The following is a 25543-nucleotide window of genomic DNA, read 5'->3' as shown; positions in this document are numbered from 1 at the left end:
CATGCTTTCCGAACGGATGCTTTCCACGGTGGTGCGGGAGTGCACCAGGAGCTACCTCAAGCTCAAGCCCGCCGAAGAGCGCGTGATGCCGGCGCCCGTGCCGGGGCAGCGCTACATGCTCTACCTGCACGTGCCGTTCTGCGAGCGGCTGTGCCCGTACTGCTCGTTCAACCGCTTTCCCTTCGCGGAAGACCGGGCGCGGCCCTACTTCGCCAACATGCGCAAGGAGATGCTCATGCTGCGCGATCTGGGCTACGACTTCGACAGCATCTACATCGGCGGCGGCACGCCCACCATCATGCTCGACGAGCTGTGCGAGACCATCGACCTGGCGCGTGACACGTTCTCCATCAAGGAGGTCTCCAGCGAGACCAATCCCAACCACCTGATACCGAGCTACCTCGAGAAGCTCCAGGGCCGCGTGCAGCGGCTGTCCGTGGGCGTTCAGTCCTTCGACGACGGGCTGCTGCGCCAGATGGACCGCTACGACAAGTACGGCAGCGGCCAGGAGATCCTCGAGCGCATCCAGGAGGCGAGTCCCTACTTCACCTCGCTCAACGCCGATATGATCTTCAACTTCCCGGCGCAGACCGAGGACATCCTCGTGCGTGACATCGAGCGCGTCATCGAGTCCGGCGCCAGCCAGACCACCTTCTACCCGCTCATGGCGTCGCCGTCGGTGGAGAAGTCGCTCGCGCGCACGGTGGGAAAGGTGGACTACGACCGCGAGCAGCGCTTCTACGAGATCATCTGCGCGCTTCTGACCGACGCGCTGCCCGGCGTGGACACCGGCGCGCCCGGCCCCCACGGCGAGCGCGGCCTGTTCGACTTCGGCAGCGCGTGGACGTTCAACCGCCGCGGCATGGCGGCCGAGGACGCGATGATCGACGAATACGTGGTGGACTACGAGGAGTACCCGGCCATCGGCTCGGGCGGCATCACCTACCTGGGCGCCAACCTCTACGTGAACACGTTCTCGGTGGTGGACTACAACCGCGCTATCGAGGAGGGCCGCATGTCCATGATGGGCAAGACCACCTTCTCCAAGCACGATCGCATGCGCTACCGCTTCATGATGCAGCTGTTCGGCCTGCGTCTGGACAAGCGGAAGTTCAAGGAGGACTTCGGCGTGTCGGTGGAGGTGGGCCTGCCGGTGGAGATGGCGTTCATGACGGCTGCCGGCGCGTTCGCTACCAACAACGCCGACGAGCTGACGCTCACCCCGAAGGGCCGCTACCTGACCGTGGTGATGATGCGCCAGTTCTTCATCGGCGTGAACAACCTGCGCGACCAAGCCCGCGCAGCCCTCACCGGCGAGGAGCGTGAGCTGATCTTCGGCTAGGTCTGCGATTGTGCGCCTGCCCACGCCCCTGGAGGAGGCGGGCGCGCCGCGTATCGGGCGCGCTTATATCCCCAGCGACCCTTCCGCCTTCTTCTCGCTTAGGTAGTCACGGAAGAACGGGGGGTCGAACCCGATGACGCCGCGACGTCTCTCGCCGATCACGCCGGCGTCGAGCAGGCGCCTGCGGTACTGCGCGGCCTTTCGTCGTGCTCGAATCTCGATGTCCTCGAGCATTCCCGGCAATGCGGTGGTCGACACGGCCACCCACCCGCGCCGCTCCGCCTCCTCTGCGATGAGGGCGAGCAGGGCCGTCTTTCCCGTTCCGCGCGCCCCGGAGAATATGGTGGTGAGATCGGGGCGCCGGCGCTCGGACTCAAGGGCCCTCGTCACGTCATAGAGTATCTGGTCGCGGCCGGCGAGGCGCGCGGGTATCTCGCCGAAGCTCGGGGTGAAGGGGTTCTCTCTTCTCATCGGCACCCTCTAAGTTCCTCTAAGTTTGAGTGAGAAATCAAGGGAGGATGTGGATCGGGTGCGTCCTGCGTCAGGGCGCGCGGGCTTGCGTATCATGGGATGATGCCCTTGAGGGGGAGAGGAGGCCTCCATGATAGTCACGCTGCTGGCCTACGGGTCGTTTATGCTGCTGCTGGCGGTGGCGGCGGGGGATGACCTGCGTGAGCTGCGGATTCCCAACGGCATCGTGGCGGCCTTGGCGGCCGTGTGGATCGTCTGGCGTATCGCGTTGGCGGCAACGCATCCCGAGGGTGCTCTCGTTCCTGCTCTGTCGGTTGCCGATGGTCTGCTGGGGGCGTTGGTGCTCGGAGGAGGGCTGCTGGCGGTCACGCTTGCCTTCGAAGCGCTGACGGGACGTCGCGCCATGGGAGGCGGGGACGTGAAGCTGATGGCCGCTGTGGGGCTCTTCCTCGGCATCGAAGGCGGCCTGGTCTGCCTGCTGACGGCCTGCCTCATCTCCCTGCTGCTCGCGCTCCTCCTCCCGCGTCTCGGCTGGGCCCCACGTCCCGCCCCGCCGACCTTCGCGCCCACCTCCGCGGCCCCTACCCCGGCCCCGGCGTCCCCCGCGCCCGCGAGCCCCACTCGCACCCCCGCGGCGTCCGCCCCGGCGAGCCCCGCGCCCGCGATCCCCGCCAGCCCCATCCCCGCGGCCCCCGTGCTCGAAGCGCCCGTCCCCGAGGCGCCCGCGTCGACGGCCCCTACCCCGGCGAGCCCCACCCCCGCGAGCCCCACTCCCGCCCCAGCGGCGACCCCCGTCCCGACGACGGCCCCCACCCCCACGCCCGCCTCCCGGCCGGATTCCTCGTTCGATGGGCGTGAAACAAATGTTTCACGTGAAACATACCCCCACCCGGTATCTGACGCTTCGCACCCTGCTGGCGGCGCGCCGTCTTCGGAGCGCAGCGCTCTGGGAGCGGTTCCGTTTGGGCCGGGAATTGCCGTGGGTGCTGGCGTGGCCCTGCTCTCCATGGTTTTTCTGTGAACGCCCTTTTCCACCAATCGCACAGCTCGGCAACGGCTCGTAACAGATTTACCCCCCCCCCCCGCTCAAAGCCACAGTTTCTCCAAACTAACTACCGTTTGCCAGTCCTGAAAACCCGCTTGCCGTCAAATGATGAGCAATAATTCATCATTTACGTTACCAAACCGACACGTTAAAGTGTCTAGCCGTGCATTTGGCCAAAGATCGCACACACGCAAGAGGGACTTCCCGCGGGTCTGCTCCTGTCGATCGGATGCGCAACCGATCCCAGGGGAGCAACATGCCCCAAGGGATGTCCATCGGCCTTCGGCGGAGGGAGGGGGCGGCACGCGCCGTCCAGCAAAAGGAACCGCCGAAAGAACCATAGGAGAGATCAATGCCTTCTTTGAACATTGATCGACGTCGCTTCCTCGGGGCCATGGGTGCCTTGGGCGCAGCGTCGCTGGCGGGAGGTGCGGGCTCTGCCCTCACCCCCGATCTGGCCGTTGCCGCTGACGCCGAGTTCCCCGTGCCCAAGAAGGGCAAGCCCATCGAGGCGAGCGTCGATCCCAAGACGGGAGACGTCAAGATCAACGACGACGTCATCGTCCGTTACTCAAGCTGCGTGGGCTGCTATAGCACCTGCGGCAACCGCATCAAGCTCGACCGTGCCTCCGGGCGCGTCATCGGCGTGGGCGGCAATCCCTACAATCCCGCGTGCTCTGGCGACAAGCTGGACTTCGAGGCGCCGCTGGAGGACGCCTATCGCTCCATGAGCTATGCCAACGGCCACGGCGCCATCACCCACGGCACCGTCTGCGGCCGCGGCAACGGCACGCTTGACGGCGTGAGCCAGCCCGACCGCATCACCGTGCCGCTCAAGCGTGCCGGCAAGCGCGGCGAGGGCAAGTGGAAGCCCATCAGCTGGGACCAGCTCATCAAGGAGGTCACCGAGGGCGGCAAGATCTTCGCTGACCTGGGCGAGGATCAGTACGTCGAGGGCTTCAAGGAGCTTCACGACACCACGACTCCCCTCAACCCCGATCAGCCCGACCTGGGCCCCAAGTCCAACCAGATCGTGGTCATGAACACGCGTGCTGACGGTCGCCGCCAGCTCAACGCGCGCTTTGCCACGACCTACGGAACCCTGAACTCCTTCAGCCACAACTCCAGTTGAGGCGCTGCAGGCGGAGCGAGTTCGCTCTATTCATCCGGTTCTGGCACTACCCCCGACACCGCTGGCGGTGTCGAGTACATCCTTTGGTCCGGCTCGTTCCCGGGCGGTAACGGATCCAACTTCCAGTACATCGGCCGCGAGACGGCCCGTGCGCTGCGCAAGGGCAACCTGAAGATCGACGTGCTCGATCCCACCCTGGCCAACGGCGTCATCACGCCCACGGCCGAGGGCATCAACTGGGTGCCCATCAAGCCCGCCACCAACGGCGCGCTCTACTCTGCCATCGCGCAGATTCTCATTCGCGACAACACCTTCGACGCCGACGCCATGGCCTTCCCGAGCCATGAGGCTGCCCTGGCTGGCGGCTACGGCGGTCACACCAACGCCACCTACCTCGTCATCGCCGACGAGAACCACCCCAACTACCGCAAGCTGATGCGCGCGGCCGACGCCGGGCTGGAGGTTCCCCCGGCCGATCCGGAGGCCACCATGCAGCCCACGTACTACGTGGTCATCGATGCGGCCACCGGCGAGCCGGCCCTGCACACCGTTGCGGCCAAGGGCGACCTGTTCTTCGAGGGCGAGGTCAACGGCGTGAAGGTGCGCACCGGCTTCAGCATGCTGCGCGACTCGGTCAACGAGCGTACCATCGACGAGTACGCCGAGATCACCGGCATCCCCGCCAGCGAGATCGAGCGCATGGGTAAGGAGTTCGGCTCTCATGGCCACAAGGTGTCCGTCCAGGCCGCCGCAGCCTCGACCGCGTCGGTCGTCGGCTTCGACACCCCGGCTGGCCGCGAGCTGCTCAAGGCCATGATGGGCACCAACCAGATGACCGGCGGCAGCTTCCCGTCCGGCCAGGCCCCCGTCACCGAGGGCAAGGGCGCCTGCTATGACCTGACCACCATCGCCGGCAAGCCGGACGTGTCCAACAAGAACGCCGTCATGATCTCCCGCGGCAGCAAGGCCTGGGAGAAGACCGACGAGTACAAGAGCCGCGTGGCCGCGGGCGAGAAGGACCCCAAGCCGATGCTGCCGTGGTACACCAACGCGCCGCAGTCCGACGCGCAGGCCATCATGTCCATCGTCAACAAGTACCCCTACCAGTGCAAGATCCTCATGACGTGGATGTGCAACGTCATCCAGGCCACCCCGGGCGCCATGCGCGACGAGGTCATCGAGAAGCTGAAGGACACCTCCGTTCTGCCGCTGCACATCGTGTGCGACATCGTGGTGGGCGAGATGGCGCAGTACGCCGACTACCTCATCCCCGACGTGACGCAGTACGAGAGCTTCGGCCTGCCCACCGTGAGCATGATCGGCGGCTACGGCACCACCGTCCGCTGGGAGGCCAAGACCCCTGAGACCACCAAGCTCGCTGACGACCGCTACGTGTGCTGGGAGACCTTCCTCATCGACGTGGCGAAGGCGTGCGAGCTGCCCGGCTGGGGCGAGAACGCCATCCCCGACGTCAACGGTGCGATGCACCCGTTCAACGACTCCTACGACTACTACCTGAAGGCTGTCGCCAACTTGGCCTACGCCGTGGAGCCGGTGGAGGACATCACCGCTGAGGAGGCACACATTCAGGGCCTCGACGAGCTGCCCGAGAACTGGAAGAAGGCCGTCACCGACGAGGAGTGGCCCAAGGTTCTCAAGGTGCTCTCCCGCGGCGGCCGCTACTGGGGCGCGGACTACAAGCGCGGCGCCGACGGTCGCTTCAAGGGGCTCAAGGCCAAGGAGGCCTATGTCTACAACGAGAAGCGCGCCCTCATGACCAACCCGTACTCGGGCAAGCGCCTCTCGCCGACGCTCAACTACAACGAGCAGATGTTTGCCGACCTGTCGCCCATGACGGATCACTACTCCGTCGAGGAGTACCCGTTCCTCTGCAGCGAGCACAAGCCGAAGTTCCGCTCGGTCACGATGCTCTCCAACAGCCCGATCATGCGTGACATCGCCGCGCACAACTACATCGAGATGAACGAGGAAGACGCCGCTGAGCTGGGCATCAAGGACGGCGACCGCGTGCGTGCCATCACGCCGCTGGGCGACGTCACCGAGGGCGAGGCCATGGTGCGCGCCGGTCAGGTGAAGGGCGCCTTCGCGGTGGCCTTCGGCTACGGCCACATCAACTACGGCGCCCAGGACGTGGAGATCGACGGCAAGGTGACCAAGGGCGACCCGGCCATTGCCGCGGGCACCCGCATCCACATGATGGTGGATCCGGTGGTGGCCGAACACGGTGGCCTGGGCATCATCGCCGACAACGACGCGTCCAGCCCCGGCCGCTGCGGTGGCATGTTCAAGATCGAGAAGGCGTAGGAGGTGAGTGACCATGAGTGAGAAGAGACTGGGTATGCTGATCGACCTGGGCGTCTGCATCGGATGCAACGCCTGCACGGTCGCCTGCAAGCAGGAGAACGAGCCGCCCCTGACCAAGTTCAACACGTGGGTGGAGAGCTGGGATGCCGAGGTGGAGGACGGTCGTGTGACCCGCGCGAACCTGCCGAAGCTGTGCAACCACTGCGAGAACCCGGCGTGCGTGAGCGTGTGCCCCACCGGCGCCAGCTACCAGGCCGATGACGGAACCGTCCAGATCGACCAGGACAAGTGCATCGGGTGCAAGTACTGCATGGCCGCCTGCCCCTACGGCGTCCGCTATATGGTGGAAGAGTCCGGCGACGTGTCCAAGTGCACGTTCTGCCACCACCGCACCACCGAGGGCCTGCTGCCCGCCTGCGTGAGCACGTGCGTGACCACCTCGCGTATGTTCGGCGACCTGAACGACCCCGACAGCGACATCTCCAAGAAGCTCGCGGAGGCCGGGGACAAGGCCAAGGGCCTGATGGAGGACTTGGGCATGGAGCCCCGCGTCTACTACATCGGGCTCGATGAGACCCTGGCCGCCAAGCCGGTGTCGGCTGTGCACAAGGGAGGCAACGTGATCGCCCCCTATGAGGGGAGGCAGTAATGGTTTGGGATGGAATTGTCGCCATCGACCTGTTCCTGGCGGGAATGGGCGCGTGGACGTTCATCTTCGCGGCGTTTGCCTGCGGCCGTGACGACGCGGCGCGCAAGGCCAAGCTGGCCGCCGTGGCCGTGGCCATCGTGGCTGTCGGGCTGGGTGCCCTCATCCTGGCGGTGGACGCCCGCGGCGGTATGATGCACCCCCTGCGCTTCGTGCATCTCATCGGCAACCTCGGGTCCGTCATGGCCTGGGGCGTCATCTTCATCAGCCTGTTCCTGGTGGGCGCCATCGTCTGCGCGGGCATGATGCTGGCGAAGAAGCAGCCGCCGAGGGCGCTGGAGATCGTGACGGCCGTGCTCGGCCTGGGCGTCTCCCTCTACACGGGCGTGCTGCTGGGCACCGCCCCGGCCTTCCCGCTGTGGAGCCTGGCCGCGCTGCCGATTGCCTTCCTGGTGTCGGCGGCCTACACGGGCTATGCGGCTTGGGGCCTGGCTACCCGCGTGGCGGGCGGCGGCTCTGCGGCTCCCTCGTGGGTGTCGCGGGCGGCCCTCGTGCTGCCGGTGGCCGAGGCGGCGGCGCTCATTCTGCTGCTGGCCGTGGTGTCCGGCACCGCCGGCAGCGGCGCGGCTGCGGCCGCGGCGTCTGTGGCCAACCTGGTGTCCGGCTCCCAGGCGGTGGTGTTCTGGGGCGGCGTCGTGGCGGTGGGCCTGGTGGCTCCGCTGGCCCTGGCCGTCCTGCGCCAGCGTCAGGGCGATAAGGCCCCGGCGTGGTATGGCCTGGCCGAGTGGGTGTGCATCCTGGTGGGCGGCTTCGCCTTCCGCTATGCCGTCGTGATGGCCGCTGTGCCCATCTTCCTGTAGGAAAGGACTTCGGCCATGACCGATAACACCCCCACCCTCGACGCCGCCCAGCTGCGGGGGTTCGCCCTGGTGGCGGATGCCGTCGCCCGGGCCCTCGCCCAGCAGCCCGACGAGGCCGTCGTGGGCGAGGTGCAGCGCGTGGCCGAGGCGCTCGGCGATGACCGCTTCGCGGCGGTCACGCCGGGCGAGGCCCTGGAGCAGCGGTTCTTCGACCGCTTCGTGGTAACCGCGAGCCCCTACTACCTGCCGCTGGTGGAGGGGAGCGTGCGCGAGGCCTACGAGGATGACGGCCGCCTGCGCTTCGGGCCCCTGCGCTCGCGCCATTCCGACCACGTGCTCTCGTGCTACCGCGCGGTGGGGTTCGATCCTGCCGGGTGGGGCGCCCGCGGCGTGGTGGCCGAGGGCCTGAAGCCCGACGCCCTGGCTTGCGAGCTGGAGTTCATGGCGTCCTTGGCGCTGGTCGCGAGCGGTGACGCGGCGACCGGCGCGGCCGAGGCCCCGGGGGCCGGCGAGACCCCGGGGGCCGATGCCGAGGGGCGGGCGGCCGCCGCCCAGCGGCTGCTCGCCCGCTTTGCCGCCGAGCACGCCCGACCCTGGTTCGGCCGAGCCGCCGAGTACGCGGCCCGCGTCGACGACGATTTCTACGCCCGCCTGCTCGCCTTGGCTGCCGAGGCTGTCGAGGCCCTGTAGGCGGGGCGGGGCCGCGCCTTCCCTCCCGCGCGTCGCCCGCAGTCTCTCCGGCTGCGGGCGCGCCCTGCGGGAGCGGGGCGAGTTAGCGGAATCCGGCGTGCGTGCGGCCGCACGCGCCCTTGGGCGGGGCCGGCCGCGCCCCTCATCGTCTCGCCGGTATTTTCCGCAATTTGTCCTTGCGCTTCGGCGTGCGCACCTATAAAATGTATATCCGCTTCAGGAACCAGCGCCTTGACGCCACGGTTCCGGCGCATCCGGTCGGGTAGCTCAGTTGGTAGAGCAGCGGACTGAAAATCCGCGTGCCGAGGGTTCAAGTCCCCCTCCGACCACCACTTTCCAGAAGGCCTCCGCAAGGGGGCCTTTTTCATGTTCGAAACCGCACCTGCCTTGCCATCCTCCGCCCCCCGTTCGCCAGCCTCTCTGCCACCGTGCCGTCCTCGCCTTCCTACCAGGCGTCGGCGAGGAGAAAGTCGATGATGTTCCAGTGGCGGCAGCCGTCGCGCGACCAGTGGGCCGTGTCGGCGCTGACGACCAGGCGGGGGAACCCATCGGGGATGCCGTTGAATGCCGAGAACTCGCGTTCGCGCGTGGACTCGAGCTCCAAGAGGTACGCGACCTGGATGTACAGGCGCTCGCCCTCGCGCTCGGCCACGAAGTCTATCTCGCGGCTGCCCATCTTCCCGACGTGGACGGCGTACCCGCGGCGGCGCAGCTCGTTGAACACGAGGTTCTCCAAGACGAGATCGACGCGGCTGGCGTTGGTTCCCAGCAGCGCCTCGCGCAGCCCGATGTCGGTGACGTACACCTTCTCGCTGCCGCGCAACAGGGCCTTCCCCTTGATGTCGTAGCGCTTCACGCGGCTGATGAGCAGCGCATCTTCGGCTGCCTGGGGGTAGTTGTACACCGTGTCGTTCGAGAGGTCTCGCTTCTCCTGCTTGAGCATGTTCACGATGCTATCGACTGAGTAGGCGGTGCCGACCTCGGAAAAAACGACAAAGGCAGCGTATTTGAGTTTTTATCGATTACAGTCGATAAAACTAGTCTCTCACGCAGAGGCGGATGCTCTGTGGCCGATGCGGGCGGGGGCGACGGGGGTTGGTGGGCTAGAATAGCGGGATGACGAAACGCTTGCGGGGCGCGCCCGCACGTGCGGGCGCGTGATTGCGGGCGAGCGCCTTCCGACCGCTCCGCGCGGCCGGCGCAGGCGGAACACGACGGCGAGGAGGAGCCATGACGCAGGAAACGCCGCTGGTCGGCATCATCATGGGGTCGAAGTCGGACATGCCGGCCATGGAGCCGTGCATGGAGCAGCTGGACGCATGGGACATTCCCTACGAGGTGAAGGTGGCCAGCGCCCACCGCAAGCCGGCCGAGGTGCATGACTGGGCATCCGGCGCGCACGAGCGCGGCATGCGCGTCATCGTGGCCGCAGCGGGCAAGGCCGCGCACCTGGGCGGCGTGGTGGCGGCCTACACGCCGCTGCCGGTGATCGCCGTGCCCATGAAGACGAGCGACCTGGGCGGCCTGGACTCCCTGCTGTCCATGGTGCAGATGCCCTCGGGCGTGCCGGTGGCCTGCGTGGCCATCAACGGCGCCAAGAACGCGGCCATCCTGGCGGTGCAGATCATGGGAGCGGGCGACGAGGCCCTGCGCCAGAAGGTCATCGACCTCAAGCGCGAGATGGCCGAGGCGTAGTTTTCGCCCCGCGCGGCCGAAAGTGCACAGTTTTTTCGAGTTTGCGACAAACGGGCCCGGAAAAAGTGCCGGCTTCTCCGAAAAACAGCTTTTGTCGCATGCGCCGTATCGGATAGATCAAAGCTGACCTGGGGTTTTGGCCATCAGCTCGCGGCGGGGGCCCGAGGCCCTGTCACAAAGTCGAAAAAACTGTGCACTTTGGCCCGACGCGCCCTCTGGCGGGGCGCTGCGCCTTGCTAGGAGGGAGGGCGGGCGTGATGTCGCAGCCCGTCCCGTGCAATAGGCCGGCGGCCCCGTCGCCTTGGCGAATCGAGGAAGAGCGGGAGAACAGGAGTCACATGAAACAGCTGCTGATGGGAAACGAGGCGTTCGCCTACGCGGCCCTGGAGGCCGGGGTGCGCGTGGTGGCTGGCTATCCGGGCACGCCCTCCTCCGAGCTGGTGGAGACGGTGGCCAGGCGCCACGCCCAGGGCGCCGCCCACGGCGTGCACGTGGAATGGTCTACCAACGAGAAGGCGGCTCTCGAGGTGCTGGCGGGTGCGGCCTACTGCGGCGCACGCACGCTGTTCACCTGCAAGATGGTGGGCCTGAACGTGGCGAGTGACGCGCTGCTCAGCCTCAACTACGTGGGCGTGCGCGGCGGCACGGTGCTGTTCGTGGCGGATGACCCCGGTCCCATATCGTCCCAGACCGAGCAGGACACGCGCCGCTTCGGGGCCTTTGCCAAGGTGCCGGTACTCGACCCGGCCACGCCTGAGCAGGGGTTCGCCATGATGCAGGCCGCGTTCGACCTGTCCGAGCGCTACGGCACGCCGGTCATCGTGCGGCCCACCACGCGCATCTGCCACGCTTCGACGTTCTTCGACGTGGCGGACGAGACCGAGGCGCGCCCCGTGCCTGAGGGCGGCTTTCAGAAGGATCCGCGTTGGGTCATCTTCCCCAAGCGCGCGTGGGAGGCCCACGGCGAGATCAACGAGCGGCTGCGCGCCATGGCCGTCGATTTCGCCGCCGACCCGACCCTCGCCGTGTTCAACCCCGTGACCGAGGGCGGCGCTTCCGGCGACCCGGCGGCTCCGGCCCCGCGTCTGGGCATCGTGGCTGGTGGCGTGTCGGCTGCCTACGCGCGAGAGGCGCTGGCGCTCATCGCCCGGGAGGCCGAGCGCGCCGGCGTGGCGATGCCCCCGTGGCGGCTCATGCAGGTGGGCACGCCCTACCCGTTCCCGGATGGGGCGGCCCGCTCCTTCGCGGAGGGCGTTGACGAGATCGTCGTCTTCGAGGAGCTGGACTCGGTGCTCGAGGAGGAGCTGCTGCGCCTGGCCGGCGAAGACCACGCCGCCTGGCGTGTGCGCGGCCGTCTGACCGGCGACGCACGCGACCGCGGCGAGAGCGACGTCGAGGATATCGCCCGACGCCTGGCGCGCATCTTCGACGAGCGCGCGGCCTGCGCCAGCGCGTCCGCCGCCGAGCGCTTCGGCGCCATGGAGGAGCTGGCCGCCGCCTACGAGCTGGCGCGCGAAGACGCTGCCGCCCACGGCGCGTTCCCCGCTTCGTCCCTGGCGGCCCTGGTGGAGGCCGCGCTGGCTCCGGTCGGCGCGCCTGCCTACGACGGACCGCTGCCGGTGCGCCCCCCGGTGCTCTGCGCCGGCTGCCCGCATCGGGGCAGCTTCTACGCTGTCAAGCGCGCCCTCGGCCGGCGTCCCGCCGTGCTCTGCGGCGACATCGGCTGCTACACGCTCGGCAACGCCGCGCCCCTCGATGCCGTGGACACGTGCTTGTGCATGGGCGCCGGCATCACCATGGCCCAGGGCTTCTCCGTGGCCGACCCAGAAAAGAAGGCCGTCGCCTTCGTCGGCGACTCCACCTTCTTCGCGAGCGCCCTCACCGGCATCGCCAACGCCGTCTACAACGGCCATGACATCACTGTGGCGGTGCTTGACAACGCCACCACGGCCATGACCGGATCCCAGCCGCACCCGGGGACAGGCGTCACGCTCATGGGACCGCGCCGCGAGCCCATCGACATCGAGGGCGTCTTGCGGGCCCTCGGCGTGGGATGCGTGACGGTGGCCGACCCGCTCGACCGCGCCGCGGCCCAGGCCGCCGCGGCCGAGGCCATCGACTTCGACGGCCCTTCCGCCGTCATCTTCCGCTCGCCCTGCATCCAGCTGGCCAAGCCGGCGCCGGCCCTGACGGTCGATGCCGCGCGCTGTACCGGCTGCAAGAAGTGCATCACCGAGATCGGCTGTCCGGGCATCGGTTTCGCGCCCGACGCGGAGGGCCCCAAGAGCGGCACCCGGGGCCAGGCGTTCGTGGACGCCGGCCTGTGCACCGGCTGCGGCCTGTGCGCGCAGGTCTGCCCGTTCGACGCGCTCGTTCCTGACGGCGCCCTGGTGCCGCAGCCGGCGGCGGCCGGCGACGTGACCGAGGCGGAGTCCGCCGGCGTGCTGGGCGATGCCCCCGGCGGCGAGCAGGGGAGCGGCGGTGCGGAAGAGTCGCCTGCGGTGACGAGAGGAGGCTCCCGTGATTAACGTGCTTCTCTGCGGGGTGGGCGGCCAAGGCACGGTGCTGGCCGCGAAGGTGCTGGCCCAGGCGGCCCAGTCCAAGGGCTGGCAGGTGCGCACCGCCGAGACCATCGGCATGGCCCAGCGCGGCGGGTCGGTCACGTCCCATGTGCGCATGGGCGATGGGGGAGAGCCGGTGAGCGCCCCGCTCGTGACCTGCGCTTCGGCTGACCTCGTCATTGCCTTCGAGCCCGGCGAGGCGGCCCGCGCGCTGCCCTTCCTGGCGCCTGGCGGCACGCTGGTCACCGCGTCTTCCGCCGTGCAGCCGGTGACGGCCGCGCTCGCGGGCACGGCCTACCGCGCCGCCGATGTGCTGGCCGCTCTTCGGGCCGCCTTCGCAGGCGCCGCTGCGGCGGGCGCCCCCGCCCCCGCTGCGCGCCTCGTCGTGGTGGACGACGCCGCCGTGCTCGATCAGCTTGGCAACCGCCGCGCGCTCAACACGGTGCTGCTGGCGTCAGCCCTGGCAACGGGCTGCGTTCCCCTCACGCTCGACGACTTGCGCGCGGCCATCGGGGCCTGCGTCAAGCCGGCCTTCGTCTCCCTGAACCTGCAGGCCGTCGACTTGGCCGCCGCGAACATCGCGGGCGGCGCGATCGCCTAGCCTCCGAGGGGGGCGTCCCGGCGGCCGGCCTCCGCCCCCCCCCTCGTCCCCTCGGCCCGCTCCCTCTCCACGGGCCCCGCCGCCTCGGCCCCCGCCCCGCCCGCCTCGGGCTCGCGCCCGCCGGAGGGGCTGCTCCGCCTCGGGGCCCTTGGCCGGCCGGCCGCCCCATGGGTCCCGCCTCTTCGTCCCGCCCCACGGGTCCCGCCCCCCCCCCTCGGCCCCCGTCCCGCCCGCCTCGGACTCGCGTCTCCCACGGCCCCCGCCTCCTCCTTCGGCCGGCTCAGAGTTTTCCCCTCCCAGCCTTGGGTTCCCGTTCTCTCGGCGCACGCTTTGTCATAGAATGGTTACCGTTACTGTGCAAACAGAAAGAGTGTGCCATGCAAATGACTCCTGAGCAGCTGGAGCTCATCACCGCCCAGTTCGCCACCTTGAAAGAGCGCTCGCCCTTCTACGCCAAGAAGTTCGAGGGCATCGACATCGCGGACATCCGCACCCAGGCCGACTTCGAGAAGCTTCCCTTCTCGGAGAAGGACGACCTGCGGGCCGCCTATCCGCTGGGGCTGCAGGCCGTTCCCGACGAGGAGGTGGTGCGCATCCACAGCTCCTCGGGCACCACGGGCACGCCGGTCATCATCCCCTACACCCAGCAGGACGTCATCGACTGGGCCACCCAGTTTGCCCGCTGCTACGAGATGGCCGGCATCACGCCGCTCGACCGCATCCAGATTACCCCGGGCTACGGCCTGTGGACTGCTGGCATCGGCTTTCAGCTGGGCGCCGAGCGCCTAGGCGCCATGGCCATCCCCATGGGGCCGGGCAACACCGACAAGCAGCTCCAGATGATGCAGGACCTCAAGTCCACGGTCATCACCGCCACCAGCTCCTACGCCCTGCTCCTGGCCGAGGAAATCTCCAAGCGCAGCCTGCGCGACAAGATTCACCTGAAGAAGGGCGTCATCGGCTCGGAGCGCTGGGGCGAGAAGATGCGCAATCGCATCCAGAATGAGCTGGGCATCGAGATCTACGACATCTACGGCCTCACCGAGGTGTACGGCCCCGGCATCGGCATCTCCTGCGACGCCCACGCCGGCATGCACATCTGGGACGACTTCGTCTACATCGAGATCGTGGATCCGGAGACCGGCGAGAACCTGCCCGACGGCGAGGTGGGCGAGCTGGTGCTCACCACGCTGCGCAAGCAGGGCGCCCCGCTCATCCGCTACCGCACCCACGACCTCACGCGCATCATCCCCGGCACCTGCCCCTGCGGCAGCCATCACCCGCGCATTGACACGCTCACCGGCCGCACCGACGACATGTTCAAGGTGAAGGGCTGCAACATGTTCCCGGCCCAGGTGGAGGAGGTCATCAAGGCCACCGACGGCACGAGCTCGGAGTACCAGGTGATGATCGAGGCCATCAACGGCCGCGACGTGCTCACCGTGCTGTTCGAGACGCCGCTCGAAGGCGAGGCGCTTGCCCGCTGCGAGGAGGAGCTCGCGCTCATCTTCAAGGCCAAGCTCGGCTGCACGCCCGAGGCGCGCGGCGTGCCGATCGGTGAGCTGCCGCGCTCCGAGAAGAAGACGAAGCGCATCTTCGACAGTCGCTACTAGGCGCCCCGCACGAAAGAAGAGGTGTTTTGTGGAGGCCCCCGCATTTAAGAAGAAGCAGACCATTCTCATCGTTGACGACTCTGCCATGAACCGAGCGCTCCTGGCGGATATGATCGGGGATGAGTACGAGATCCTGGAAGCCGAGAACGGCCTTCGGGCCATCGGTCAGATGCAGGCCCTCGGCACGGGCATCTCGCTCGTGCTGCTCGACATCGTCATGCCCGAGATGGACGGCTTCGACGTTCTGGCCGTCATGAACCGCCACGGCTGGATCAAGGACATTCCCGTCATCATGGTGTCGTCGGAAAGCGCCTCCACCTACATCGAGCGCGCCTACGAGCTGGGCGTCACCGATTTCATCAGCCGCCCCTTCGACGCCAACATCGTGCGTCGCCGCGTGCTCAACACCACCATGCTCTACGCCAAGCAGAAGGCGCTTATCGGCATGGTGGCCGACCAGATCTACGAGCGCGAGAAGGGCAACAGCCTCATGGTGGCCATCCTGAGCCACATCGTCGAGTTCCGCAACGGCGAGAGCGGCCTGCACGTGCTCCACGTGAGCGCCATGACCGAGCTTCTGCTCAACCACATCATCCAGAAGACGGATCGCTACCAGATCACCCCGTCGGACATCTCGCTCATCGCCATGGCGTCGAGCCTGCACGACATCGGCAAGATCTCCATTCCCGACGAGGTGCTCAACAAGCCCGGGCGCCTGACGGACGAAGAGTTCGACCTCATGAAGAAGCACACGGTCATCGGCGCCGAGATGCTCGACGATCTGCCCACCTACCGCGACGAGCCGCTCGTGCGCCTGGCCTACCAGATCACTCGCTGGCACCATGAGCGCTACGACGGCCGCGGCTATCCTGACGGCCTGGTGGGGGACGACATCCCCATCGCCGCTCAGGTGGTGGCCCTGGCCGATGTGTACGACGCCCTCACGTCCAAGCGCGTGTACAAGGACGCCTACTCGCACGAGACGGCCATCCAGATGATCATGGACGGCGAGTGCGGCGCCTTCAACCCCTTCCTGCTGGAATGCCTGGCCGAGGTGGCTGACGACGTGCAGGAGGAGCTGAAGGTGGCGTCGTTCTCCGACCACACCGACCGCGAGATCGGCAAGATCGTCGACAAGGTGGTGCGCCCGGACGCAACCTCCAGCCGCACGTTGGAGCTGCTGGACTACGAGCGCATGAAGTACCGCTTCTTCGCGTCCATGTCCAACGAGATCCAGTACGAGTTCACGCTCGATCCGCCTATGCTGACGGTGTCGGACTGGGGAAAGTCCCAGCTCGACCTGGACGAGATCATCCTCGATCCGCTCAACGACGAGCGCCTGCGCTCTGCCTTCGGCGGCGAGATCCTCGACGCGACGGTCGAGGCGCTCCATGCCACGACGCCGGAGAACCCCGTAGTCGAGCACGATCTGCAGGTGATGGTCAACGGCGAGCCGCGCTGGTTCCGCTCCACCTCGCGCGCCATCTGGAGCGACGACGAGGAGCCGGTCTACCACGGCTCCATCGGCAAGCTCGTGGACATCACCGAGAGCCACGAGCGCCTGATCGACCTCCAGTACAAGGCCAGCCATGACGCGCTGACGGGCCTTCTGAACCACGCCTCGGCGCGCCAGGCCATCATCGACCGCATGGAGGTGAGCCCCGAGGGCAACTTCGTGTTCATGATTCTCGACCTGGACTTCTTCAAGGAGGCCAACGACACCCGCGGCCACCAGTTCGGCGACGAGGTTCTGCGCCACTTCTCCCGCCGGCTTTTAGCCAGCGTGCGCGATCGCGACATCGTGGCCCGCGTGGGTGGCGACGAGTTCCTCATCTGCCTGGTGGACTGCCATACCGAGCCTGAGCCCCTGGTGGAGCGCGTGTTCCGTTCGATCACCGGTGAGTACGAGGGCTTTGAGCTCTCGGTGAGCATGGGCGTGGCGTGCACCGTCGGCGGCGAGTACGGCTACGACGAGCTGTTCCGCAACGCGGACGCGGCCCTCTACGACATGAAGCGCGGCGGCCGTGGCGGCTATGTCTTCAGCGACATGACCACTTTGGAGGACGGCAAATCGGTTCTGTCTGCCATCGACGGCAGCGAGCCTGACGAGAAGGAGTAGAAGATGTCCCTGGAATCCTGCTATGCAGCCATGGGCGGCGACCTGGAGGGCGTGCGCGGCCGACTTCTGACCGACGAGCGCATCCGCAAGTTCGCTGCCATCTTCCTCGAGGACAAGAGCTTCGAGAACCTGGGGGCTTCCCTTGAGGAGGGCAACCTGGCCGAGGCGTTCCGCGCCGCCCACACCATGAAGGGCATCAGCCGCGATTTGGGGTTCACGCCGCTGTTCGAGGCCTCAAGCGCGCTGTCTGACGCCCTGCGTCTCGATGACGCCGGCGTTCCGGCCGACATGAGTGCCGTGCCGGAGCTGCTCCGCGTCACCGAGGAGGCCTACCAGCGTACCGTCGCCGCCGTTTCCGCCCTCTAGCCTCGCTTCGTTGACGGCCTGTCGGGCGCCCTCGCGGCGCTTGCGGGTCGCCCTCCTGTGTCCTTGCTCCAGCCGCGCACGTCCGCGAGAAAGGTCGACGTCATGACGACCACCGCAACCAGCATCACCCGCAACCGCATCATTGCCGCCCTTGTCGTGCTGGCTTTGATCATCGCCGCCTTCATCGCCTTCATGAACGCCAACCTCGACCGCATCGTCGAGCAGAACGGGCGCTACGTCGAGGGCTCCACCGAGCAGACGGCGCGCCGCCTCAACGAGCTGTTCGACAACGCGCAGGACAACATCGACACGGTTTCGCGCATCTTCGAGCTGACGCTGAAGTCCTCCACGGTGACGCAGGAAGACTTGGTGCAGCTGTCCAACGACACCTCGTTCGACTACCTGCTGTTCACCAACGAGCAGGGCAGCGTGTCCAACATCCAGGGCCAGGGAACCGACATGGTGGATCGCGAGTACTACCAGCGCGGCATGCAGGGCGAATCCGGCGTGTGCGCGGTGTACGGCGCCAACATCGGCGAGGGCAACGCGCTCGTGTTCTACGCGCCGCTGCGCTACCACGGCAAGATCATCGGCGTCATGTCAGGCGTTTACACCGAGGCCACCGTATCCGACCTGCTCACCACCTACTTCTTCGGCGAGCAGACGTCCAGCTACCTCTGCGATAGCGAAGGCAACATCCTTGCGCGCTCGAGCAACTTCGCGGTGAAGGTGGACACCGCCTTCGACCTCTACATCGGCGAGCACAACGACGTGAGCTACCAGGACATGAAGGACGCCTTCGCCGACGGGCGGCCCGTCGGCTTCACCTACGAGTCGTCCTCGGGCCTGGGCGCCGCCTACGCCGCGCCGCTTGACGTGGCCGACCTCATGCTGCTGCGCGCCTTCCCCGAGTCCATCACCAGCGCCATGGTGAACCGGGCCAACACCGCCGGCGTGAACCTCATCATCGGCATCGTGGTGGCCTTCGTGGTGTTCATCACCATCCTGCTCATCCAGGCGCGCCAGCAGAAGCAGCAGCTCCTGCTGGAGAACAAGGAGGCCACGCGCATCATCGACACCTCCGTCAACCTGTTCAAGCGCTTCGTCATCATCGACCTGACGAACCATACCTACGAGTACCTGAAGGGCGACGACATCGGCGGCGACCTGCCCCCTAGCGGCCCGCTCGAGAAGTTCCGGGACTACTGGAGCGCACGCGTGCTCGATGGCGAGGACGCCGAGACGCTTGCCAAGGCCATCGGCCCGGACTTCATTCGCGAGGATCTGACCGCGGACGTGCCGTTCCTCCAGCACGAGTACCGCATCAACCAGGACGGCGGCGTGGTGTGGATCCAGGCGTCCACCTTGTGCCTGCGCCGCGATGAGGACGGCGTGCCCACGGGCGTGCTGTACACCGTGCAGGACATCACCGACGTGAAGAGCCGCGAGCAGGCCAGCCGCGAGGCCCTGGAGGAAGCCTACCGCGCCGCTGACCAGGCGTCCAAGGCCAAGAGCGACTTCCTCAACAGCATGTCGCACGACATCCGCACCCCCATGAACTCCATCATGGGCCTGACGGCCATCGCCGCCATGCACATCGAGGACATGGATCGGGTGAAGGACTGCCTCGGCAAGATCACCGTGGCCAGCCGCCATCTGCTGGGCCTCATCAACGAGGTGCTCGACATGGCCAAGATCGAGAGCGGCAAGATCGCCCTCAACGAGGAGGACTTCGATCTGCCCGAGGCCGTCGAGAACCTGCTGACCATCGTGAACCCCCAGATCGAGGACAAGCAGCAGCACCTCAAGGTCGACATCGCCGACATCACCCACGAGCACGTGGTGGGCGACTCGATGCGCCTGCAGCAGGTGTTCGTCAACATCATGGGCAATTCCATCAAGTTCACGCCCGAAGGCGGCACCATCGGCCTGCACATCGCCGAGAAGCCCTCGCGCATCCAGGGCTGCGGCTGCTACGAGTTCACGTTCACCGACACCGGCTGCGGCATGGACGAGGAGTTCGTGAAGCGCATCTTCGAGCCGTTCAGCCGCGCCCGCGACAACCGCGTGACCAACACCGAGGGCACTGGCCTGGGCATGTCCATCGTGAAGAGCATCGTCAGCCTGATGAACGGCACCATCGAGGTGGAGAGCACCTTGGGCGAGGGCACTACCTTCGTGGTGACTATCTACCTGAAGCTGCGCTCGGCCGAGAGCCAGGACCTCACGCATCTGGCCGGCCTGAACGTGCTGGTGGCCGACAACGACGAGAGCGCCTGCCAGAGCGCCTGCAACGTGCTCGAGCAGATCGGGATGGCACCCGAGTTCGTGACGAGCGGGCAGGACGCGGTCGACCGCGTGGCCGAGGCCGTCGCGGAAGGACGCGCCTATGCGGCCGTCATCCTCGACTGGAAGATGCCCGGCATGAGCGGCGTGGAGACGGCCAAGCGCATCCGCGAGGTGGCCTCTGACGACCTGCCCATCATCATCCTGTCGGCCTACGACTGGTCGGCCATCGAGCAGGAGGCGCGCCGCACCGGCGTGGACGCCTTCATATCCAAGCCGCTGTTCCGCTCGCGCCTCGTCCACGTGATGCAGGATCTGCTGTCCGATGGCGATGGGGAGGTCGTCGACGAGATGGCCCTGCTCAAGTCCTGCAACTGCGAGGGCCGGCGCATCCTGCTGACTGAGGACAACAGCCTGGCCGCAGCCATCGCCGAGGACATCCTCGCCATGACCGGCGTCATGGTGGAGCGCGCCGAGAACGGTCGCCAGGCGGTGAAGATGGCCACCGAGCATCCGGCTGGCTACTACGATCTGGTGCTCATGGACATCCAGATGCCCATCATGAACGGCTACGAGGCCACCGAGGCCATCCGTGCCGCGGCCGAGGACGGCCGTCCCGACCTGGCGAAGATCCCCATCATCGCGCTCACGGCCGACGCCTTTGCCGAGGACATCCGCCGCGCCCATGCCGCCGGCATGAACGCCCATATGTCCAAGCCCATGGAGATCAACGCCCTGGTGAAGACCCTCCAGGAGTGGATGTTCTAGGGGTACGCGCCCTCGCCGGGCGACCCCTTCCTCTAGCGCCCCCGTTCGGGGGCGCTTTTTTTGCGGGCGATGGGGCGGGCGCCGGGCGTCGAGGGCCGGACGAGGGCGCCGGGGCCGGTGCCGGTGCCGACAGGCGTCGGGCCAGGCGACGGGCGGGCTCCGACCGGTGCCGGGTGGCTGTCGATTGGGTTGGGGCTCTTGCTGCGGCGGTAGTGGCGAGCGCAGCCGCTACGCCTTCTCCCGTGCCGGCTGCCTTATGTGCTTGTCGTCTGCCTCGACGCCGCTTTCTTGCGTGTTGCGAAACTCGGAGACAAGGTGGCCAAAAATGACGACCTGACGACGAAAAGAGCCCCTTTAGAGACGACCGGCCAAGGCGCACGGCGCAAAACCCCAGGTCGTGTGTCGCCACTTGCGCATCGAAGCGGCCTTTGCGACCGCAGGATGTCGTCAGGTCGTCATTTTTGGCCACTTTGCGGACGGAAAACTGCACGGCGCCCGCCACCTTGGTGCCGAATCGGGTCTTGCGGGGCGGGATGGGGTGGGGGACGGCCCATCCTCATGTGCGAGGGACACAGTCGGGGGCGAGCGCGCACGCAAGGAGAGGCGTCCTCGTACGAGGGGGGGCGCCCCGCAGGACGCCCCCCCTCATTTCGCGACAAGTGCCGCGCGACGCCGTTTTGGAACGCTCCTACACGTCGGCGGCTGCTCCGGTGGCGGCGCTGGCCAGCTCCTCCTGCTCGAGCTCGCGCTCGAACTCGCGGTCGATGGCGCCCTCGGCCGAGGGCGGGTTGATCTCGAACGGCACCGCCTTGGTGACCAGGCTCACCAGCGGCACCACTGCCAGCGACAGCAGCATGCAGAGCGCGCCGCAGTTGATGGGGCTCGCGATGAGCGGCGTGCCCGCGAATCCCATGACCATGTTGACGGCGGTCAGCCCCACGCCGATGGCGAACGAGCACCACACCGCGGCCTTGGAGATGCGGCCGGAGTACAGGCCCCACAGGAACGGCCCCAGGAACGCGCCGGCCAGCGCGCCCCACGAGTAGCCCATGAGCTGGGCGATGAACACGATGGAGGAGTGGTACTGCAGCAGCGCGATGCCCGCCGAGATGACCACGAACACCACCAGCAGCACGCGCATGTAGCCGATCTTCTGCTTCTCACTCATCTCCTTGACCACGTTGCCCTGGATGAGGTCGATGGTCAGCGTGGAGGACGAGGTGAGCACCAGCGACGACAGCGTGGACATGGACGCCGAGAGCACCAGCACGATGACCAGGCCGATGAGCACATCCGGCAGCGTGGACAGCATGGTGGGGATGATGGAATCATACACGGGCGTGCCGTTGGCGGCGTATTCGATCTGACCGGAGTACAGGCGCCCGAAGCCGCCGAGGAAGTACGACCCGCCGGCCACCACGAAGGCGAACACCGTGGAGATGATGGCGCCCTGCTTCACCGCCGGGCCGCTCTTGATGGCGTAGAACTTCTGCACCATCTGGGGCAGGCCCCAGGTGCCGAGCGACGTGAGGATGACCACGCCGAGCAGGTTGAACAAGTCGGGTCCGAAGAAGCTGATGAAGGCGCCCTCCATGGCCGTGCCCTCGGCCGGAATCTGCGACAGCGAGATGACCGCCTCCGAGAAGCCGCCGTTGTTGAGGATAACCGCCACGATCACCGCCGTGATGCCGAGCAGCATGACGATGCCCTGGATGAAGTCGTTCATCACCGTGGCCATGTAGCCGCCCAGCACCACGTAGACGCAGGTCACTACGGCCATGCCGATGACGCAGACGTCATAGGGCAGCGCAAAGGCCATTCCGAACAGGCGCGAGAGCCCGTTGTAGACGCTCGCGGTGTACGGGATGAGAAACACGAAGATGATGGCCGCCGCCGCGATGCGCAGGGCCTTGGAGTCGTAGCGCTTGCCGAAGAACTCGGGCATGGTGGCCGCTCCCAGGCGGTGGGTGATCTCGCGCGTGCGCGGGCCAAGCACCCACCAGGCGAGCAGGCTGCCGAGGATGGCGTTGCCGATGCCCGCCCATGTGGCCGCCAGGCCGTACTTGAAGCCGAACTGGCCGGCGTAGCCCACGAACACCACCGCGCTGAAGTAGCTGGTGCCATAGGCGAAGGCGCTCATCCACGGGCCTACCTTGCGGCCGCCCAAGATGAAGCCGTCAACGGTGTTGGTGGACTTGCGGCAGTAGATGCCCACGCCCACCGCCACGGCGATGAACAGCAGTACGAGGATGATTTTCTCGATCATGGTGATTCCTATCCGAACGTGCGTGCAACGCCCCGCAACGGGGCCGAACCGAAGGCGCACACGACCTCTCGCCCGGGGCTACAAAAAAATAGCCACGGGCGAAAACCCGTGTGCTATTGGTATCGGTAGGTAAATTGCGGGGAAGCGGCGTGCGGGGACTGTTGAGCCAGGTGCTCGCTCATGACGGCGCGGGCGCGCTCGCCGCAACACTTCTGGGCAAAGTGCTCGCTCATCAGGGCGCACTCCTCCGCGCCCAGAAAACCGCTATGTCCTCGCAGGTCAGCCATGGACGCTACTTTATCACAATAAAGCGATGCCGCAAGTAATAATTTACGAAGGGGGTGTCGGACGGTCTTCGCCCGTAAAGTGGCCAAAAAAGACGACCTGACGACGAAAAAGGCCCTCGTCCGGGCAATCGCGCGGCGAGGCCAGCGCAAAACCCCAGGTCGCGTGTTGCCGCTCGCGCATCGAAGCGGCCTTTGCGCCCCCAGAGTGTCGTCAGGTCGTCATTTTTGGCCACTTTGGCCCTCGGGTTCTGCGCGACATGGTGAGAGGGCGGAGCGGCCGCGAGGGACCTGGCCGGCCGTCAGGCGGAGGGGTGGGGTGCGGGGCAGGTTCGCTCCGTCGCGCTCCTGCCTGCCGCCGCCAAGTCGCAGGGGAGGCGCCGTAGGCGCCGGGCCGCGCGCATGCGGCGCTGGTGCCGAGCGAGGCGGCGGGCTGCGCGCCCTTCTGTCGGCCGCCGGCCTTGCGGCCCGCGTCCCTTTCTGCCCCCGCCCCCTGCCGGCTTGCGCAGGAGCCGCGGCTTCCCCCTGCTATACTGGTGAGCGTCTGCGGTTCGCGGGCGGGAGGCAGGTTTGTCATGCCTGCGGCCCGCGCATCGCGACCCTGCGGCCGCTGGCCGCGTCGTATCCATCCGACGGAGGGGAAACAATGGAAGGGTTTGAACTGATCAGTTCCGGTATCTGGTCGATCGTGCCCCCGCTTCTGGCCCTTGGCCTGGCGCTTCTCACCAAAGAGGTGTACTCATCGCTGACCGTGGGCGTGTTCGTGGGTATGATCATCTACCAGTTCACGCTGAACGGAGCCGGGGGCGAGCAGCTCATCGCGTCGTTCTCGATGGTTCCGCAGATGATGGCGGAGCAGATAGCGGGGAATGGGGCGCTGCTTCTCTTCCTCGCGTTATTGGGAGCGCTTACGGTGGTCATCGCTGTGTCCGGCGGCTCCCGCGCCTATGCCGAGTGGGTGTCCCAGCACATTAAGAACGCGCGTATGGCGCAGATCCTCACGGCGGCGCTCGGCATCATCATCTTCGTGGACGACTACTTCAACTGCCTGACGGTGGGCGCTGTGATGCGCCCGGTCACCGATCGGTTCCGCATCAGCCACGAGAAGCTGGCGTGGATCATCGACTCCACTGCCGCGCCTGTGTGCATCATCGCGCCGGTGTCGTCGTGGGCCGTGGCTGTGGGCGGCTATATGGGCGAGGACGGCTTCAACACCTTCGTCGCCTCCATCCCGTACAACTTCTACGCGTTGCTCACCATCTTCTTCGTGTTCTTCATGCTGGCCACCAATGTGGACTTCGGCCCCATGCGCGCTGCCGAGGCTGCGTCGCAGCACAACCGCGTTCCGGCCGAGGACTCCGTGGAGGAGGAGCGCCTGGAGGCCGAGGCCGACCGCGCTGAGGCTGGCCTGCTGAAGGGCGCGGGGAACCTCCCGGAGCTCGCGCCGAAGGTGACCGAGCGCGCCGACATCGAGGAGGCCGTCTCCGGCACCATCGAGGAGTACAAGGGCCTCAACATCTCGGAGAAGGGGCGCGTGCTCGACCTGGTGCTGCCCATTCTCGTGCTCATCGTGTTCTCCATCGCGGGCATGCTTTACGTGGGCGGCTTCTTCGAGGGCGTCGACTTTGCCACGGCGGTGGGCGAGAACCCGGTCATGGGCCTGTGCATCGGCGTGTGCGTGTCGCTTGTGTGGGCGGCTGCGCAGTTCCTGCCGCGCAAGCTGACCACGCTCGGGGGTTTCATGGACGCCATGTCCGAGGGCGTACGCTCCATGGTGGGCGCCATCATGATCCTCGTGCTGGCCTGGTCGCTCGGCGGCGTGTGCCGCTACCTGCTGGGTACCGGCGAGTTCGTGTCCGGCTTCCTGAACGAGCTGGGCGTCGGGCTCGACTTCCTGCCGGCCGTCATCTTCGTGGTGTCGGCGTTCATCGGCTTTGCCATGGGCACCTCCTGGGGCACGGTGGCGCTTATCCTGCCCATCGTCATCGGCGTGTTCGAGCCGAGCGACCCGCTGTTCCTGGTGGCCGTGGGCGCCACCTTGGCCGGCGCCGTCTATGGCGACCACATCTCGCCCATCTCGGATACCACCATCCTGTCGTCGGCCGGCGCCAAGTGCAACCACCTGCGCCACGTGGCCACGCAGATTCCCTATGCCACGCTCGTCATGGTCGTGTGCCTCATCGGCTACGTCATCGCCGGCTTCACCAAGAGCCCTTGGATCTCCCTGGGTCTCGGCGTGGTGCTGATCGTGGCGGCGGTGCTCGTGCTGCGCAAGCTGGGCGGCAGCAAGAAGAACGAGCCGGAGGTGCTGGCCGAGTAGCCCCCCGTCTATCTGGAATGCGCGCGGCGCCTCGGGCGGTCGCGCGCCAGGCGGCCCGCGCGTGATGGCGCGGGCCGCTTTCGTTCACATAACCGCCATACGGCAAAGACGGTGAATTAGTGCCTTTGACCAGGCTTTGGTAAACTACTCGAA

Annotated in this window: 19 protein-coding genes and 1 tRNA gene; 16 read left to right on the top strand and 4 right to left on the bottom strand. The window is 67.0% G+C overall.

The window, feature by feature from the left end; genetic code table 11:
- Position 1 precedes the first annotated feature (1 nt).
- Entirely contained in the window at positions 2 to 1342 is a 1341-nt protein-coding gene (locus AC6I0Y_RS11030; protein ID WP_497731929.1) for a coproporphyrinogen III oxidase family protein, read from the top strand.
- A gap of 63 nt (positions 1343 to 1405) precedes the next feature.
- Here AC6I0Y_RS11030 and AC6I0Y_RS11025 read toward each other — a convergent pair whose 3' ends face one another.
- Positions 1406 to 1813, bottom strand: coding sequence for an ATP-binding protein (locus tag AC6I0Y_RS11025; protein ID WP_497731927.1), 408 nt, complete (start codon positions 1811 to 1813; stop codon positions 1406 to 1408).
- A 130-nt stretch (positions 1814 to 1943) separates the two neighbouring features.
- Between AC6I0Y_RS11025 and AC6I0Y_RS11020 the strand changes: the two genes are divergently transcribed.
- The 7 genes from AC6I0Y_RS11020 to AC6I0Y_RS10990 all read left to right on the top strand — a co-directional run bounded on the left by AC6I0Y_RS11020 (position 1944) and on the right by AC6I0Y_RS10990 (position 8843).
- Positions 1944 to 2834, top strand: a complete 891-nt coding sequence (locus tag AC6I0Y_RS11020; RefSeq protein ID WP_497731924.1) for a prepilin peptidase — start codon at positions 1944 to 1946, stop codon at positions 2832 to 2834.
- Positions 2835 to 3210: 376 nt separating this feature from the next.
- Positions 3211 to 3990, top strand: coding sequence for a hypothetical protein (locus AC6I0Y_RS11015; protein WP_497731922.1), 780 nt, complete (start codon positions 3211 to 3213; stop codon positions 3988 to 3990).
- 180 nt (positions 3991 to 4170) lie between these two features.
- Positions 4171 to 6315: a molybdopterin dinucleotide binding domain-containing protein gene (locus tag AC6I0Y_RS11010; RefSeq protein WP_497731920.1), complete on the top strand. Its 2145-nt coding sequence runs from the start codon at positions 4171 to 4173 to the stop codon at positions 6313 to 6315.
- A 13-nt stretch (positions 6316 to 6328) separates the two neighbouring features.
- Complete coding sequence (locus AC6I0Y_RS11005; RefSeq protein WP_497731917.1) at positions 6329 to 6964, top strand: 4Fe-4S dicluster domain-containing protein; 636 nt, start codon at positions 6329 to 6331, stop codon at positions 6962 to 6964.
- Complete coding sequence (nrfD, locus tag AC6I0Y_RS11000; protein WP_497731915.1) at positions 6964 to 7821, top strand: NrfD/PsrC family molybdoenzyme membrane anchor subunit; 858 nt, start codon at positions 6964 to 6966, stop codon at positions 7819 to 7821. Before AC6I0Y_RS11005 ends, nrfD begins: the two co-directional genes overlap by 1 nt.
- Before the next feature lie 15 nt (positions 7822 to 7836).
- Positions 7837 to 8511 (top strand): hypothetical protein, encoded by a 675-nt coding sequence (locus AC6I0Y_RS10995; RefSeq protein ID WP_497731912.1) that lies wholly within the window; start codon positions 7837 to 7839, stop codon positions 8509 to 8511.
- Positions 8512 to 8767: 256 nt separating this feature from the next.
- Positions 8768 to 8843 (top strand) — tRNA-Phe (locus AC6I0Y_RS10990).
- A 113-nt stretch (positions 8844 to 8956) separates the two neighbouring features.
- Here AC6I0Y_RS10990 and AC6I0Y_RS10985 read toward each other — a convergent pair.
- Positions 8957 to 9454: a DUF8612 domain-containing protein gene (locus AC6I0Y_RS10985; RefSeq protein ID WP_497731910.1), complete on the bottom strand. Its 498-nt coding sequence runs from the start codon at positions 9452 to 9454 to the stop codon at positions 8957 to 8959.
- A 287-nt stretch (positions 9455 to 9741) separates the two neighbouring features.
- Between AC6I0Y_RS10985 and purE the strand changes: the two genes are divergently transcribed.
- The 7 genes from purE (at position 9742) to AC6I0Y_RS10950 (ending at position 20520) form a co-directional block, all read left to right on the top strand.
- On the top strand, positions 9742 to 10206 hold the full coding sequence (gene purE, locus AC6I0Y_RS10980; protein WP_497731906.1) for a 5-(carboxyamino)imidazole ribonucleotide mutase: 465 nt from the start codon (positions 9742 to 9744) through the stop codon (positions 10204 to 10206).
- Between the two features lie 338 nt (positions 10207 to 10544).
- Positions 10545 to 12734 carry a thiamine pyrophosphate-dependent enzyme gene (locus AC6I0Y_RS10975; protein ID WP_497731903.1) on the top strand — a complete coding sequence of 730 codons (2190 nt, stop codon included), beginning with the start codon at positions 10545 to 10547 and terminating at the stop codon, positions 12732 to 12734.
- Positions 12727 to 13368, top strand: coding sequence for a 2-oxoacid:acceptor oxidoreductase family protein (locus tag AC6I0Y_RS10970; protein WP_497731902.1), 642 nt, complete (start codon positions 12727 to 12729; stop codon positions 13366 to 13368). Before AC6I0Y_RS10975 ends, AC6I0Y_RS10970 begins: the two co-directional genes overlap by 8 nt.
- A 377-nt stretch (positions 13369 to 13745) precedes the next feature.
- Positions 13746 to 14981, top strand: a complete 1236-nt coding sequence (locus tag AC6I0Y_RS10965) for a phenylacetate--CoA ligase family protein (protein WP_497731899.1) — start codon at positions 13746 to 13748, stop codon at positions 14979 to 14981.
- A gap of 28 nt (positions 14982 to 15009) precedes the next feature.
- Entirely contained in the window at positions 15010 to 17100 is a 2091-nt protein-coding gene (locus AC6I0Y_RS10960; RefSeq protein WP_497731896.1) for a bifunctional diguanylate cyclase/phosphohydrolase, read from the top strand.
- Between the two features lie 3 nt (positions 17101 to 17103).
- Entirely contained in the window at positions 17104 to 17466 is a 363-nt protein-coding gene (locus tag AC6I0Y_RS10955; protein ID WP_160709955.1) for an Hpt domain-containing protein, read from the top strand.
- A gap of 102 nt (positions 17467 to 17568) precedes the next feature.
- The gene (locus tag AC6I0Y_RS10950) at positions 17569 to 20520 is read left to right on the top strand and encodes a hybrid sensor histidine kinase/response regulator (protein ID WP_497731891.1); all 2952 of its coding nucleotides are present in this window, start codon (positions 17569 to 17571) and stop codon (positions 20518 to 20520) included.
- 688 nt (positions 20521 to 21208) lie between these two features.
- Here the strand turns inward: AC6I0Y_RS10950 and AC6I0Y_RS10945 are convergent.
- Together AC6I0Y_RS10945 and AC6I0Y_RS10940 are read right to left on the bottom strand one after the other, a co-directional pair.
- Complete coding sequence (locus AC6I0Y_RS10945; RefSeq protein ID WP_497731889.1) at positions 21209 to 22786, bottom strand: sodium:solute symporter family protein; 1578 nt, start codon at positions 22784 to 22786, stop codon at positions 21209 to 21211.
- 113 nt (positions 22787 to 22899) lie between these two features.
- Entirely contained in the window at positions 22900 to 23073 is a 174-nt protein-coding gene (locus tag AC6I0Y_RS10940; protein ID WP_497731887.1) for a hypothetical protein, read from the bottom strand.
- A gap of 643 nt (positions 23074 to 23716) precedes the next feature.
- On the opposite strand from AC6I0Y_RS10940, the gene AC6I0Y_RS10935 reads away from it, so the two are divergent.
- A complete protein-coding gene (locus AC6I0Y_RS10935) occupies positions 23717 to 25390 on the top strand; it encodes a Na+/H+ antiporter NhaC family protein (protein WP_160709958.1) in 1674 nt (557 codons plus the stop codon).
- Positions 25391 to 25543: the final 153 nt, after the last annotated feature.

It is taken from the genome of Adlercreutzia sp. St.1H8 (assembly GCF_059728655.1).
Note: the sequence above shows the minus strand (reverse complement) of the source record. Positions and strands in the feature narration are given on the sequence as shown.